The organism is Arthrobacter paludis, assembly GCF_056782315.1.
In genome coordinates this window covers 55,434-68,799 of record NZ_JBXAEW010000002.1, presented here as the reverse complement: position 1 = coordinate 68,799, position 13,366 = coordinate 55,434, and the positions used below count along the sequence as shown (strand labels likewise).

Sequence of the window (13,366 nt, the reverse complement as noted above, 5' to 3'; positions counted from 1 at the left end):
ATGGACCCACTGTGGTTTTCGTATCGCTTGTCGCCTCTCACTCGGATATCGACCTCGAGACCGTGGCCCGGCTGAGCGCCGGGGCCTCCGGGGTCGCCTCCGCTGTGCTCGATTCCACGGCCCCCGTGAACGGCGCCGTGGTCCTGGCGACGTGCAACCGCTACGAGGTCTACTGCGAGGCCCCGGGCGAGGACGACGTCGAGGCCGCCCGCCAGGCCGTCATCGCCGAGATCGCCGCCGCCTCCGGTCTGGACGAGCACCTCGTCTCCCGGGCGCTGGCCACCAAGTCCGGCCGCGGAGCCGTGGACCACCTCTTCGCCGTGGGCTCCGGACTGGACTCCGCCGTCGTCGGCGAGCGGGAGATCGCCGGGCAGGTGCGCCGCGCGCTCATCGAGGCCCAGCAGGCCGGGACCGCGACCGGGCCCCTCACCAAGCTCTTCCAGACGGCGTCGCGCACGGCCAAGGAGGTCGGCACCCGCACCGCGCTCGGCGGGCGCGGCATGTCGATCGTCTCGGTCGCGCTCGACCTGGCCGAGGACCTCGGCGACGCCGACTGGTCCGGCAAGAACGTCCTGCTTTTCGGCACCGGCGCCTACGCCGGGGCCACCATGGCGCTGCTGCGCCAGCGCGGCGCCGGCCACATCGGCGTGTACTCGTCCTCCGGCCGCGCCGAGTCCTTCGCCGCCACGCGCGGCGGCTCCGCCGTCGACGACGCCTCCCTGGCCGACGCGCTGGCCTCCGCCGACGTCCTCGTGGGCTGCAGCGGCGGCGGTCGCCAGATCGGCACGGCCGAGCTGGCCGGGCTGGAGCGGGGCGGACGCCCGCTCGTGGCCATCGACCTGGCGCTCACCCACGACTTCGATCCGGCCATCGAGGACCTGCCGGGCGTCGAGCTCATCACGCTGGAGTCCGTGCGCATGGCGGCGCCGGGCGAGCAGGCCGAGGCCGTGCGCGAGGCCCGCCGCATCGTCGCGGAGGCCGCGGACGGCTTCGAGGCCGAGCAGCGTCAGCGCTCGGCCGACGCCGCCATCGTGGCGCTGCGCCGGCACACCCAGCGCGTGCTCGAGTCCGAGGTCCAGAAGGTGCGCGCCCAGCACGGGTGCACGGCCGCGGCCGAGGAGGTCGAGTTCGCCATGCGGCGCATGATGCGCCAACTCCTGCACGTGCCGACCGTCCGGGCGCGCGAACTCGCCCTCGAGGGCCGCCACCAGGACGTCGAGGACGCCCTGTCCGCGCTGTTCGGCATCGAGCTGGACGCGGCCCCGCAGCGCACCGGCGCCAAGACCTCCGCCGAGTCCTCGGCCCACAAGCCCGCCGCGCAGTGCCCGATCCCGCAGGACCGCCAGGCCGCCAGCTAGGGCCGGTCTGCCCGGGAGCCCCGGGCCCACCCGCGGGTCCCCCGGCAGATCCCCGGCCGGATCGTTGGTAGTTCAAGGCCCCCGAAGGCCGATCATTCGTACTTAATCGGGAATATCGGCAATCGTTCTCACGTCATCGGCCGGAAACCCCTGCGGGGCCGGAATACCTCAGAGCGATTCCCGAAATCGCCGGATATCTACGAACGATTCCGCTGGGCCCCGGCGGCCGGCCACCGCGGTGCGGGCCGGCCCGGAGGCGGATGGGCGCCGGCCGGATGCGACTAGTAGACCGGCTTGCCCGGCTCGACGCGCTCGACCCACTCCAGGATGCCGCCGCCGAGATGGCGCACGTCCCGGTACCCCGCGTCCAGCAGGTGAGCCAGGACCTCGCCGGAGCGGCCTCCGGACTTGCAGTGCAGCACGATCGGCCGGTCCCTCGGCAGCACGATGTCCCCGCCGAGGACCTGCCCGCGCGGCGCCAGCTCCGCGCCGTCGATGGAGACGATCTCCGCCTCGCCCGGCTCGCGCACGTCCACGAGCAGGAAGTCCGGCCCCCCGGCGCCCCGGGCGTCCAGCATGGCCTTGAGCTCCTCCGCCCCGACGGTCGGCAGCTCCCGCTCCCGGGCCGCGGGCATGCCGCAGAACGCCGGGTAGTCCTCGAGCAGCTCGGTCGGCTGCACGGTCTCCGGGTCGGGCCGCAGGGCGATCTCGCGCCAGTTCATGCCCAGGGAGTCCAGGATCAGCACCCGCCCCAGCAGCGTCTCCCCGATGCCCGTAATCAGCTTGATGGCCTCCGCGACCATGACGGAGCCGACCTGCGCGCAAAGGACCCCGAAGACGCCGCCCTCGGCGCAGGACGGGACGGTCCCGGCCGGCGGCGCCTCCGGGTAGAGGTCCCGGTAGGTGGGTCCGTGCCCGGCCCAGAACACGCTGACCTGCCCGTCGAAGCGCAGGATCGAGCCCCACACGTACGGCTTGCCCAGGATGGCGGCCGCGTCGTTGACCAGGTAGCGGGTCGCGAAGTTGTCGGTGCCGTCGAGGATCAGGTCGTACCCGGCGAACACCTCCAGCGCGTTGTCCCGGTCCAGCCGGACCTGGTGCAGGACGACGTCGACCAGCGGGTTCAGGGCGGCGATCGCGTCGCGGGCGGACTCGGCCTTGGGCCGGCCGACGTCGTCCATCCCGTGGATGACCTGGCGCTGCAGGTTGGAGTCGTCGACCGTGTCGTCGTCGATGATGCCCAGCCGCCCGACCCCTGCCGCCGCGAGGTAGAGCAGCGCGGGCGAGCCGAGTCCGCCGGCGCCGATGACGAGCACGCGCGCGTTCTTCAGCCGCCGCTGCCCCTCCATCCCGACCTCCGGGATGATCAGCTGGCGCGAGTAGCGGCGCAGCTCGTCCGCGGTCAGCTCGGGGCCGGGGGCGACGAGCGGAGCGGGGCGGGAGTCGGTGGTGGTCTGCATGACACCACTCTAGGACCCGGCGGGGACCGCGGAGCCGTTACCGCAGAGTAGACTGGCGGCCACGGCACGGCAGGGAGGGCACCACGTGGAGGACAAGCGGCGGCGCGGCGCGGCGCGGACCCAACGGATGCCCCGGCAGGAGCGCCGCAGCCAGCTGCTCCGGGCCGCCCACCAGGTCTTCGTCGCGAACGGCTACCACGGGGCGGCGATGGACGAGATCGCCGAGGCCGCCCACGTGAGCAAGCCCGTCCTCTACCAGCACTTCCCCGGCAAGCGGGAGCTGTACCTGGCGCTGCTCGACGAGCACCTGGCCGCCCTCGCGGAGCTCGTGCGAAGCGCCATCGCCTCCACGGACGAGAACCGGGAGCGGGTGCGCGCCACCATCCGCGTCTACTTCGAGTTCACGGCCCAGGACAGCCGGGCGCACCGCCTCGTCTTCGAGTCGGACCTGGTGAACGACCCCGACGTCGCGGCCCGCCTCGAGGACTTCCAGGCCACGTTCGCCGCGGCCATCGCCGACGTCGTCGTCCGGGACACGTCCCTGCCGCGCCCCCAGGCGCTGCTGGTCGGCCGGGCGCTCTCCGGGATGGCCCAGTCCGCCGCCCGCGCGTGGCTGGCGGACGACGGCGGCGTCCCGCTGGAGCAGGCCGCCGACCTGGCGTTCCGTTTAGCTTGGCGCGGAATCGGTCGCCTGCCGCGCGGCGAGTGACATAGTCTCGGTGACGGAACAACGCCGTGCGCCGCGTGGCGCCCGCACCGCCGAGGAAAGGAGCCGCGCCGTGGACGTGCGCATTGGAATCCAGAACGTCGCCCGCGAGGTCGTCATCGAGTCCCAGGACTCCGCAGACCGCGTGCAGGAGGCCGTCGCGAAGGCGCTCCACTCGGGCAGCGAACTGCAGCTGACCGATGCGAAGGGCCGCACCGTGATCGTCCCGGCCGGGGTGATCGGCTACGTCGAGATCGGCGCGGAGACGCAGCGCCCGATCGGCTTCGCGCACTCGTAGCACTGCTTGTCGAGGGCCCCGTCCGGCACGCCGGGCGGGGCCTTGGCGCGCCCCCGCGCGGCGCCCGGCGCGGCGGGCGCCCTGGCCCGGGATGCCGGCCCGGTGCGGGGCGCGCGACCCGGCCGCGCCGGGTCCGGGCGTTCAGCCTTGGCCGGGCGCCTTGTCCGGGGCGGGGCGGCCCCCGGACTCCGCGGCCAGGCGCGCGGCCTCGCCCGCGAGCGCGACGTCCTTGCCGGTGACCTTGCCGCCGGCGTCGTGGCTGCTGATGGCGAGCCCGATGGTGTCGTAGCGCCAGTCGGCGTCCGGGTGGTGGTTGCGCTCCTCCGCGACCTGGACCAGGGCGCCCAGGTAGGCCACGGCGTCCGGGGCGGAGCCGAACCGGTAGGCGGCCACGAGCGCGCCGCCGGAGTGGCGGAAGTCGGGCAGGTCCCGCAGGGCGGTCTCGATCTGCTCGTCGGTCAGGGGTTCGGCGGCCATGGGGTCCTCCTCGCCGGGGATGGGTGCTGTCCCGCCCATCCTGCCCGCCGCCGCGGCCGCGGGGAACCCCGGCCGTCCCCTCCGGCGCCCCGGACGGTCGGCTAGGCGGTCAGCCCGAGGTCGGCCATGCGCCGCGAGTGGGCCTCGACCAGGGCCGATCCGAGCTCGTCGTCCGGGAACCCCAGTTCCTCCCGGACCCGGCGGGCCTGCATGAGCGCCTCGGCCAGCAGCCGCCGGCCCCAGAGCGCGAGCCTGGAGGCCAGCGGCCGGTCGTCGGCGATGGCCCCGCGCAGGCGGCGAAGCACCCAGCCGGTCTGTTCCTCGGTGGACTGGACCTCCCCCGCCAGGTCCCACGCGGGCCCGTCGAGGGCGGACGCGAGCGCCAGGTAGAAGTCGCCGGAGACGGCGTCGAGCACGTAGGCCTTCATCAGGGACTCGAACCAGTCCCCGGGCCGGGTGCGCTCGTGCAGTTCGTCGATGGGCCCGCGGAACGGCTCCATGGCCGCGACCGGGTCCCCTCCCCCTGCGGCGATCCGCGCGGCGACCAGCTCGTAGTGGGCGAACTCGGCCGCGGCCAGCCGGGCCAGGGCCGTGCGGTCGGCCAGCGTCGGGGAGAACCGCGCGTCGGAGGAGAGCCGCTCGAACGCCGTGAGCTCCCGGTACGCGATCAGGCCGTAGAGGGCCGTTTCGAAGCGGGCGCGGTCGGCGCCGTCCGGGGCTGGGGCACTCGGGGCGTTCATGCGCCCACACTATCGCGGAGCGGCCGCCGGACCCGTAGGCTCGGGCCATGGTGCACCAGCCGATGAACCTCACCGCCAGTGCCCGCCAAACGCGCCTCGAGGCCGCCCTCGCCAGCGTCACCGAGGAGTTCGGGCTGCCGGGCTCCTACCCGGCCGACGCCGAGGAGGAGGCCCGCGACGCGATCGAGGCCCTGGAGCTTCCGCGCGAGGACGCCACGGGCGTCGCCTTCGTGACGATCGACCCGCCCGGCTCCACCGACCTGGACCAGGCCGTGCACATCGAGCGCGACGGCGACGGGTACACCGTCCGCTACGCGATCGCCGACGTCCCGGCCTTCGTCCGGCCCGGCGGGGCGTTGGACGCCGAGACGCGCCGCCGCGGGCAGACCCTCTACCTGCCGCAGGGGAAGATCCCGCTGCACCCGGACTCGATCGGCTCGGACGCCGGGAGCCTGCTGCCGGGCGTCAAGCGCGGCGCCTACGTGTGGACGTTCGGCCTCGACGCGGACGGGGCGGTCCGCACCACGGGGCTGCGCCGGGCCACGGTCGCCAGCCGCGAGCGCCTCACCTACGCGCAGGCCCAGTCCGCCATCGACACGGGCACCGCCCACGAGACGCTGCACCTGCTGCGGGAGGTCGGCCTGAAGCGGATCGGGCAGGAGCAGCGCCGCGGCGGCGCCTCCCTGCGGCTGCCGGAGCAGGAGGTCGAGGTCGCCCGCAGCGGGCGCTACCGGCTGGTGGCCCGCGCCCCGCTCCCCGTCGAGGACTGGAACGCGCAGATCTCCCTGATGACGGGGATGGAGGCCGCCCGCATCATGCTCGAGGCCGGCGTGGGGATCCTGCGGACCATGCCGCCGCCCGACGCCGACGCCCTGGCCACGTTCCGCCGCCAGGCCAAGGCCCTGGGCAGCCCGTGGCCGCGCAACACGCCCTACGGGACGTTCCTGCGCTCCCTGGACGTGGCGCAGCCCCAGCAGATGGCGCTGATGCACGCGGCCACCTCCCTGTTCCGCGGCGCCGGGTACACCGCGTTCGACGGCGACGCCCCCGCCGAGACGCTCCAGGCCGCGATCGGCGCCCCGTACGCACACGCCACGGCCCCGCTGCGCCGGCTCGTGGACCGCTTCGTGCTGCTGGTGTGCGAGCACGCGGCGAACGGCCGTCCGGTCCCCGACGGCGTGCGGGCCGCCCTGCCCGGGCTGCCGGGCCTGATGCAGTCCTCCAACGCGGTCGCGTCCCGCGTGGAGAACGCGGTGTTCGACGCCGTCGAGACCGCCCTGCTGGCCGACCGGGTCGGCGAGGTGTTCGACGCCGTGACCGTCGCGGGCCCGGCGCCCGGGCAGGCGGAGCGCGCCCGCGGGGAGGGCCGGGGTCCGTTCGGGACGCTCCAGCTGAAGATCCCGGCGATCTCGGCGCGCTACGAGGGCGGGACTCCGGCCGGCATGGCCGTGCGGGCCGAGCTGGTCGAGGCCGACATCGACCGCCGCCACCTGCTGTTCCGGATCGTCGAGGAGCGCGGCGAGCAGAACGGCGCCAACGGCAACGGCGCCAACGGGGACTAGAGCTCCGCCCGTCCCTCGAGGGGCGAGGAGGCCCGCGCCAGCGGCCGCTTCGGGATCCGCCCGGCGAGGCGCGCGAGCCGTCCGCCCTCCACGGCGTGCCGGAACGCGCGGGCCATCGTCGCCGGGTCCTGCGCCCGGGTCACCGCCGTCGCCAGCAGCACGGCGTCGCAGCCGAGCTCCATGGCCAGGGCGGCGTCGGACGCCGTCCCGATGCCGGCGTCCAGGACCACGGGCACGGACGCGCGGGAGGCGATCAGTTCGATGTTGTGGGGGTTGAGGATCCCCAGCCCCGTCCCGATGGGGGCGCCCAGCGGCATCACGGCCGCGCAGCCCGCGTCCTCGAGGCGGGCCGCGGTCACCGGGTCGTCGTTCGTGTAGGCGAAGACGGCGAACCCCGAGGCCGCGAGCCGCTCGGCGGCGTCCAGCAGCTCGACGGGGTCCGGCAGCAGCGTCTCGTCGTCGGCCACCACCTCCAGCTTCACCCAGTGGGTGCCGAGCGCCTCGCGCGCCAGCTCGGCCGTGAGCACCGCCTCGGCGGCCGTGTGGCAGCCCGCCGTGTTGGGCAGCACGCGGATGCCGAGGCGGGTCAGCAGCGCGAACAGGTCCTCGCCCTGGCCGGGCACGTGCCGGCGCATGGCGACCGTGGTCAGCTCCGTCCCGGAGGCGACCAGCGCGTCCTCGAGCACCGCCGGGCTGGACGCCCCGCCGGTGCCGGTGATCAGCCGGGAGGCCAGGGCGACCCCGTCGACGACCAGCGGGTCGGCCAGCACGGCCGTCGCCTCAGCCACCCTGCACCGCCGTGAGCAGTTCGACCGCGTCGCCGGCGGACAGCGGCGTCGCCGCCCACCGGGAGCGGGCGACGACGGCCCCGTTGAGGGCGACGGCCACGCCCAGCGGGCCGCCGGCGGTCGGGGTGCCGTCCGCGGCCAGGGCCCGGCCGGTGCGCGCGGCGACGAGCTCGAGGACGGTCGCGGGCGCCGCGTCCAGGCGTTCGCCGTTGACGGTCAGGGCGCCCGCGGGCGCGGTGGTCGTTTCGGTCACGAGAATCTCCAGGGGTCGAATGCGGTCAGGTCGGTGGCCGGGGCGGTGCCCGCGGCGAGGTCGGCGGCGGCAGCGGCGGCCGCGGCGCTGAGCAGCACGCCGTGGCGGTGGAAGCCCAGGGCCGCGCTCACGCCCGGGCCGAGGGGCCCGAGCAGGGGCAGGTTGTCCGGCGTGCCGGGGCGGGCCCGGGCCAGCGACTCGACGAGGTCGTACTCGCCCAGGGCCGGCAGGACGCGGATCCCGTCGCGCAGCAGGCGGTGGGTGCCGCCGGCCGAGACGGCATCGCGGCCGTCCTCGCGCTCGGTCGCGCCGAGGACCACCTCCCCGTCGGCGCGCGGGACGATGTACAGGCCGCGCCCGTCGACGAGGGCGCGGACCGTCCGCCCGCCCGGGGCCGGCGTCCCCGCCGGCACGGCCAGGCGCAGGATGTCCCCGTGGATCGGCCGCACGGGCAGCACGGGCGCCCCGTCCAGCCCGGCCAGCCGCGGCCGCCCGAGCCCCGACGCCAGCACGACGTGGTCGCCGGCCAGGGAGCCGCCGTCGTACTCCACGACGGGGGCGGTGCCGGCGGCGACGCGCGTCGCGGAGGCGGCCACGAACTCCGCGCCGGCGGCGCGCAGCGCCTCCTGCAGCGCCGCGGCGGCCCGGCGGGGGTCGGCCGCCGTGTCGGCGGGCGCCCCGAACGCGCCGGCGATGCGGGGGCTCAGCAGCGGCTCGGCACGCCGCGCCTCGCGCGTCGTGAGCTCCTCCACGTCCAGGCCGGCGGCCCGTTGGGCGGCGGCCAGGTCCGCGAGCGCGGCGCGGTCCCCCGCCTCCGCGGCGACGGCGAGCGTTCCGGCGCCGCGGTGGCCCAGGTCGCGCCCCGTGGCCGCGGCCAGGTCCGCGGCCCAGCGCGGCCAACGGCGCGCGGCGTCGAGCGAGAGCGGCAGCAGGCCCCGCTCCTGGTAGTGGAACTCGGTCACGGCCGCGAGCATCCCCGCCGCGGCGCGGGTCGCTCCGGTGGCGGGAGCCGGGTCGAGGACGACGACGGCGGCGCCGCGGCGCGACAGCTCCCAGGCGATGGACAGGCCGACGATCCCGGCCCCGACGACGATGCAGCGCACTGAGCTTCTCCCTTCCCTCCGCCGGCATGACCCGGATCAGGTTCAACGGTCGGCACCCGCGCCGGAGGTCTCCGGCAGTGCCCTCTCAGCCCGTGTCGCGGGCTCCCGTGGTTCACCCAGTGTAGCCATGCGGCGGCGTGCGCGCCGTCACAGGCGCGCAACACGGTAGACTGGAAGCGTCAACCTGGATGCCCGGTCGTACCGACACACAGTTTTCCGGCAGGATGCCCCAGCGAACCTGCCCCTGGGCGCGCACGACGCGCGCCGGCAAGCCCACGATCGGCTTCCGCTGGAAGCGCCGCGTCCGCGGCGGTCTCCGTCCCCGCGCGGGACGTCGAGCACGCCCGTTCCCGGCGCCCGATATGAAAAGGCACGCCTTTGAGCCCCGAAACCCATCTCCATGCCGACACCGGCACCGAGGAAATCACCGTCGACGAGACCCTCAGCACCGACGAGACCCCGCACGAGCTGCCCGAGCAGTCGTTCGCCGACTTCGGCGTCCGCCAGGACATCGTGGACTCCCTCGCCGCGGCCGGCATCACCCACCCCTTCCCGATCCAGGCGATGACCCTCCCGGTGGCCCTGGGCGGGCACGACATCATCGGCCAGGCCAAGACCGGAACGGGCAAGACGTTCGGCTTCGGCATCCCGGCCCTGCAGCGCGTCGTCGGCCCCGGCGACGAGGGCTACGACCAGCTCCCGGCGCCCGGCGCCCCGCAGGCGCTCATCGTGGCCCCGACCCGCGAGCTGGCCGTGCAGGTCGCCGCGGACCTGGAAAAGGCCGGCAAGCAGCGCAACGCCCGCATCGCCACGATCTACGGCGGCCGTGCGTACGAGCCGCAGATCGAGCAGCTGGCCGCCGGCGTCGAGGTGGTCGTGGGCACGCCCGGGCGCCTGATCGACCTGCACCGCCAGCGGCACCTGAACCTGAAGAACGTGCGCATCGTCGTCCTGGACGAGGCCGACGAAATGCTGGACCTGGGCTTCCTGCCCGACGTCGAGCGCCTGCTCGCCGCGGTCCCGGCCATCCGCCAGACCATGCTGTTCTCCGCGACGATGCCCGGCCCGGTCGTCTCCATGGCCCGCCGCTACATGTCCCAACCCACGCACATCCGCGCCGCGGACCCCGAGGACGAGGGCATCACCAAGAAGGACATCCGCCAGGTCGTCTACCGCGCCCACCACCTGGACAAGGACGAGGTCGTCGCCCGCATCCTGCAGGCCGAGGGCCGCGGCCGCACCATCGTGTTCACGAAGACCAAGCGCTCGGCCGCGAAGCTGTCCGAGGAGCTCATGGACCGCGGGTTCGCGGCCGGCGCCATCCACGGCGACCTCGGCCAGGGCGCCCGCGAGCAGGCGCTGCGCGCGTTCCGCAACGGCAAGGTCGACGTGCTGGTGGCCACGGACGTCGCCGCGCGCGGCATCGACGTCGACGACGTCACCCACGTGATCAACCTGCAGTGCCCCGAGGACGAGAAGACCTACCTGCACCGCGTGGGCCGCACCGGCCGCGCCGGCAACAAGGGCACGGCCGTCACGTTCGTCGACTGGGAGGATGTCCCGCGCTGGGGCCTGATCAACAAGGCCCTGGGCCTGGACCAGGCCGAGCCGCGCGAGACGTACTCCTCCTCCGAGCACCTGTACGCCGACCTGGACATCCCCGCCGGGACCAAGGGGCGGCTCCCCCGCCACAAGCGCGTTCTCGAGGGCCTGGCCGGCGAGGAGCTCGAGGACCTCGGCGAGACGGGCGCGAAGCCGCGCGGGGGCGGGCGCCCCGGCGGCGGCCGCGGACGCGACGGCGAGCGGCGCGGACGCGACGGCGAGCGCCGCGGACGCGACGGCGAGCGCCGCGGGCGCGACGGCGCGGGACGCGCGGGCCACGGCAAGGGCCGCTCCGACCGGCCCACGAAGGAGGCCACGGGCGAGGACCGCTCGCAGCCCCCGGCCGAGGATGCGGGGGCCCGGAAGCCGCGCCGCCGCCGCACGCGCACGCGCCGGCGCGACGGCGAGGTCGTGCAGCGGCCCGAGCAGCAGGACTAGTGGAACCCGCGGACCTCGGGGGCCCCGGCCGGACGGCCGGGGCCCCCTCCGGCGTCGGGGACGCGCCGCTGTGGCGCGCGGACGGGCCGGACCTGCTCGTGCACGGGGACAACGCGGACGTCCTGCCCCGCTTGCCGGACGGCGCGTTCACGCTCGTGTACATCGACCCGCCGTTCAACACGGGCCGGGCCCAGCGGCGCCAGTCCACGCGCATGGTCCGCGCCGCCGAGGGCGAGGGCGACCGGATCGGGTTCAAGGGGGCCAGCTACGCGACCGTGCGCGGGGCCCTGTCCCGGTACGACGACGCGTTCGCGGACTATTGGGCGTTCCTGGAGCCGCGGCTGCGCGAGGCGTGGCGGCTGCTCGCCGACGACGGGACCCTGTACCTGCACCTGGACTACCGGGAGGTCCACTACGCCAAGGTGATGCTGGACGCCGTGTTCGGCCGCGAGTGCTTCCTCAACGAGCTCATCTGGGCCTACGACTACGGGGCTCGCGCCAAGGGCCGGTGGCCCGCCAAGCACGACAACATCCTCGTGTACGTCAAGGACCCGGCGCGGTACCACTTCGACTCGGCGGAGGTGGACCGCGAGCCGTACATGGCGCCCGGACTCGTGACCGCGGAGAAGGCCGCCCGCGGCAAGCTGCCCACCGACGTCTGGTGGCACACCATCGTCTCCCCCACCGGGCGCGAGAAGACCGGCTACCCGACGCAGAAGCCCGAGGGGATCCTCCGCCGCATCGTGGCCGCGAGCTCCCGGCCCGGGGACTGGGTCCTGGACTTCTTCGCCGGCTCCGGCACCACCGGCGCCGTGGCCGCCGGGCTCGGCCGGCGCTTCGTCTGCGTCGACGCGAACCCGCAGGCCATCGAGGTGATGGGACGCAGGCTCCCCGGCGCCGAGCTGGTCCGGTCCGCCGGGCCCGCCGAGCCGGCCCCCGGACCCGTCTAGCCGGCCACCGGCCCCGCAGAGCCGGCCGCCGGGGCCGCGGGGGCCAGCCCGCGCAGGACGTGCTTCTGGACCTTGCCGGTGGACGTGCGGGGCAGCGCGTCGGAGAGCAGCACCTCGTCGGGGACCTTGAACGGCGCGAGCCGCTCCCGGGCGTGGGCGCGCAGGCCGTCCGCGTCGACGGCGGCCCCGGTGGCCAGGACCACGTGCGCGACCGGCCGCTCGCCCCACTTCGGGTGCGGCACGCCCACGACGGCGACGTCCAGGACGTCCGGGTGGGAGGCCAGCGCCTGTTCCACCTCGATGGTCGAGATGTTCTCGCCCCCGCTGATGACGATGTCCTTGGCGCGGTCCCGCACCTGGATGTAGCCGTCGGGGTGCATGACGCCGAGGTCCCCGGTGTGGAACCAGCCGCCCGCGAAGGCCGCCGCCGTCGCCTCCGGGTCCTTGTGGTAGCCGATCATGACGTTGTTGCCGCGCAGGACGATCTCCCCCAGCGTCTCGCCGTCCGCGGGGACGTCCCGCAGCCCGGGGTCCACGACGCGCGCGGACTCCGCCTGCACCATCCCGACGCCCTGCCGCGAGACCAAGGCGGCCCGCTCGCCGGCCGGCAGCCCGGCCCAGGCGTCTTGCCGCTCGCAGATCGTGTAGGGGCCGTAGACCTCGGTGAGCCCGTAGACGTGGACGACGTCGATGCCCAGGTCCTCCAGCGCCTCGAGGACGGACGGGGCCGGCGGGGCCCCCGCCGTCGTGATCCGCAGCGGCGCCTCCAGGCGGTGCGCGCGCGGGGAGTCGGCGAGGGTGCTGCACACCACCGGGGCCCCGCACAGGTGCGTGGCGCCGAGGGCGTCGATCGCGTCCCAGACCGGCTCGTCGCGCACGGCGCGCAGGCACAGGTGCGTCCCGCCGACCGCGGTGACGGCCCACGGCGTGCACCAGCCGTTGCAGTGGAACATCGGCAGGGTCCACAGGTAGCGCGTGGACGCGGTGAACCCGTTGTGCAGGGCCTCGCCGAGCGCGTTCAGGTAGGTGCCGCGGTGGGAGTAGAGCACGCCCTTGGGCCGGCCGGTGGTCCCCGAGGTGTAGTTCAGGGTGATGGGCGCCCGCTCGTCGGCGACGCCCCAGGGCAGGTCCGGCCCCTCCCCGGCCGCGGCGAAGTCCCCATACGTCCCGTCCACGGCCACGCCGGGCCGGTCCCCGGCCCACTCGGCGTCGTCGATCGCGTAGACGCCCCCGAGCCCGGGCACGCGGCCGCGGACCCCGTCGACCGTGGCGAGCAGCTCCGTGTCGGCGAACAGCAGGCGCGCCTCCGAGTGCCCCAGGATGTAGTCGACCTCGCGCGGCGACAGGCGCGTGTTCAGGGCGACGAGCACGCCGCCGGCCAGCGGCACGGCGTAGTGGGCGACGAGCAGCTCGGGCACGTTCGGGGCGAGGAAGGCCACGGCGTCGCCGGGGGCGATCCGGGCGGCGAGCGCCTTGGCCAGGCGCTGCACCTCGGCGGCGAACTCCCGGTAGGTGAGGGACCGGGCGCCGTGCAGCACGGCCGCCTTCTCCGGGTAGACCTCGGCCGACCGCTCCAGGAAGCGGAGGGGCGTGAGTTCGCTGTGGTTGGCGGCGGGCTGGCTCTGCATCGC

The 13,366-nt window shown here is 75.3% G+C and carries 13 protein-coding genes and 1 riboswitch; of the genes, 6 read left to right on the top strand and 7 right to left on the bottom strand.

All coding sequences use genetic code 11. From position 1 onward, the window contains the following. Positions 1–11: 11 nt before the first annotated feature. Positions 12–1,358, top strand: coding sequence for a glutamyl-tRNA reductase (locus AC1Q5D_RS01855; protein ID WP_481736858.1), 1,347 nt, complete (start codon positions 12–14; stop codon positions 1,356–1,358). 281 nt (positions 1,359–1,639) lie between these two features. Here AC1Q5D_RS01855 and moeB read toward each other — a convergent pair whose 3' ends face one another. Next, a complete protein-coding gene (gene moeB / locus AC1Q5D_RS01850) occupies positions 1,640–2,818 on the bottom strand; it encodes a molybdopterin-synthase adenylyltransferase MoeB (RefSeq protein ID WP_481736857.1) in 1,179 nt (392 codons plus the stop codon). Positions 2,819–2,945: 127 nt separating this feature from the next. Here moeB and AC1Q5D_RS01845 point away from each other — a divergent pair, with 127 nt between their 5' ends. After that, on the top strand, positions 2,946–3,527 hold the full coding sequence (locus AC1Q5D_RS01845) for a TetR/AcrR family transcriptional regulator (protein WP_481737051.1): 582 nt from the start codon (positions 2,946–2,948) through the stop codon (positions 3,525–3,527). Between the two features lie 70 nt (positions 3,528–3,597). Beyond that, positions 3,598–3,822 (top strand): DUF3107 domain-containing protein, encoded by a 225-nt coding sequence (locus AC1Q5D_RS01840; protein WP_481736856.1) that lies wholly within the window; start codon positions 3,598–3,600, stop codon positions 3,820–3,822. A gap of 141 nt (positions 3,823–3,963) precedes the next feature. On the opposite strand, the gene AC1Q5D_RS01835 is transcribed toward AC1Q5D_RS01840, so the two are convergent. Together AC1Q5D_RS01835 and AC1Q5D_RS01830 are read right to left on the bottom strand one after the other, a co-directional pair. Beyond that, positions 3,964–4,299, bottom strand: a complete 336-nt coding sequence (locus tag AC1Q5D_RS01835; protein ID WP_481736855.1) for a 4a-hydroxytetrahydrobiopterin dehydratase — start codon at positions 4,297–4,299, stop codon at positions 3,964–3,966. A 101-nt stretch (positions 4,300–4,400) separates the two neighbouring features. Next, positions 4,401–5,039, bottom strand: coding sequence for a ferritin-like fold-containing protein (locus AC1Q5D_RS01830; protein ID WP_481736854.1), 639 nt, complete (start codon positions 5,037–5,039; stop codon positions 4,401–4,403). A 47-nt stretch (positions 5,040–5,086) separates the two neighbouring features. Between AC1Q5D_RS01830 and AC1Q5D_RS01825 the strand changes: the two genes are divergently transcribed. Beyond that, positions 5,087–6,601: a ribonuclease catalytic domain-containing protein gene (locus tag AC1Q5D_RS01825; RefSeq protein ID WP_481736853.1), complete on the top strand. Its 1,515-nt coding sequence runs from the start codon at positions 5,087–5,089 to the stop codon at positions 6,599–6,601. On the opposite strand, the gene AC1Q5D_RS01820 is transcribed toward AC1Q5D_RS01825, so the two are convergent. From AC1Q5D_RS01820 to thiO, 3 genes are all read right to left on the bottom strand, one after another. Next, a complete protein-coding gene (locus AC1Q5D_RS01820; RefSeq protein WP_481736852.1) occupies positions 6,598–7,389 on the bottom strand; it encodes a thiazole synthase in 792 nt (263 codons plus the stop codon). The two genes, AC1Q5D_RS01825 and AC1Q5D_RS01820, sit on opposite strands and share 4 nt — an antisense overlap. Next, positions 7,382–7,642 carry a sulfur carrier protein ThiS gene (gene thiS / locus AC1Q5D_RS01815; protein WP_481736851.1) on the bottom strand — a complete coding sequence of 87 codons (261 nt, stop codon included), beginning with the start codon at positions 7,640–7,642 and terminating at the stop codon, positions 7,382–7,384. Before thiS ends, AC1Q5D_RS01820 begins: the two co-directional genes overlap by 8 nt. Beyond that, the gene (thiO, locus tag AC1Q5D_RS01810) at positions 7,639–8,745 is read right to left on the bottom strand and encodes a glycine oxidase ThiO (protein ID WP_481736850.1); all 1,107 of its coding nucleotides are present in this window, start codon (positions 8,743–8,745) and stop codon (positions 7,639–7,641) included. The genes thiS and thiO overlap by 4 nt, the downstream gene beginning before the upstream one ends. Next, positions 8,742–8,864, bottom strand: a riboswitch (TPP riboswitch). Its footprint overlaps the gene before it by 4 nt. A 259-nt stretch (positions 8,865–9,123) precedes the next feature. Here thiO and AC1Q5D_RS01805 point away from each other — a divergent pair. Beyond that, positions 9,124–10,785 (top strand): DEAD/DEAH box helicase, encoded by a 1,662-nt coding sequence (locus tag AC1Q5D_RS01805; RefSeq protein WP_481736849.1) that lies wholly within the window; start codon positions 9,124–9,126, stop codon positions 10,783–10,785. A 68-nt stretch (positions 10,786–10,853) separates the two neighbouring features. After that, positions 10,854–11,735 carry a DNA-methyltransferase gene (locus tag AC1Q5D_RS01800; protein ID WP_481737050.1) on the top strand — a complete coding sequence of 294 codons (882 nt, stop codon included), beginning with the start codon at positions 10,854–10,856 and terminating at the stop codon, positions 11,733–11,735. Here the strand turns inward: AC1Q5D_RS01800 and AC1Q5D_RS01795 are convergent. Next, positions 11,732–13,363, bottom strand: a complete 1,632-nt coding sequence (locus tag AC1Q5D_RS01795) for an AMP-binding protein (protein ID WP_481736848.1) — start codon at positions 13,361–13,363, stop codon at positions 11,732–11,734. The genes AC1Q5D_RS01800 and AC1Q5D_RS01795 overlap by 4 nt on opposite strands. Between the last annotated feature and the right edge of the window lie 3 nt (positions 13,364–13,366).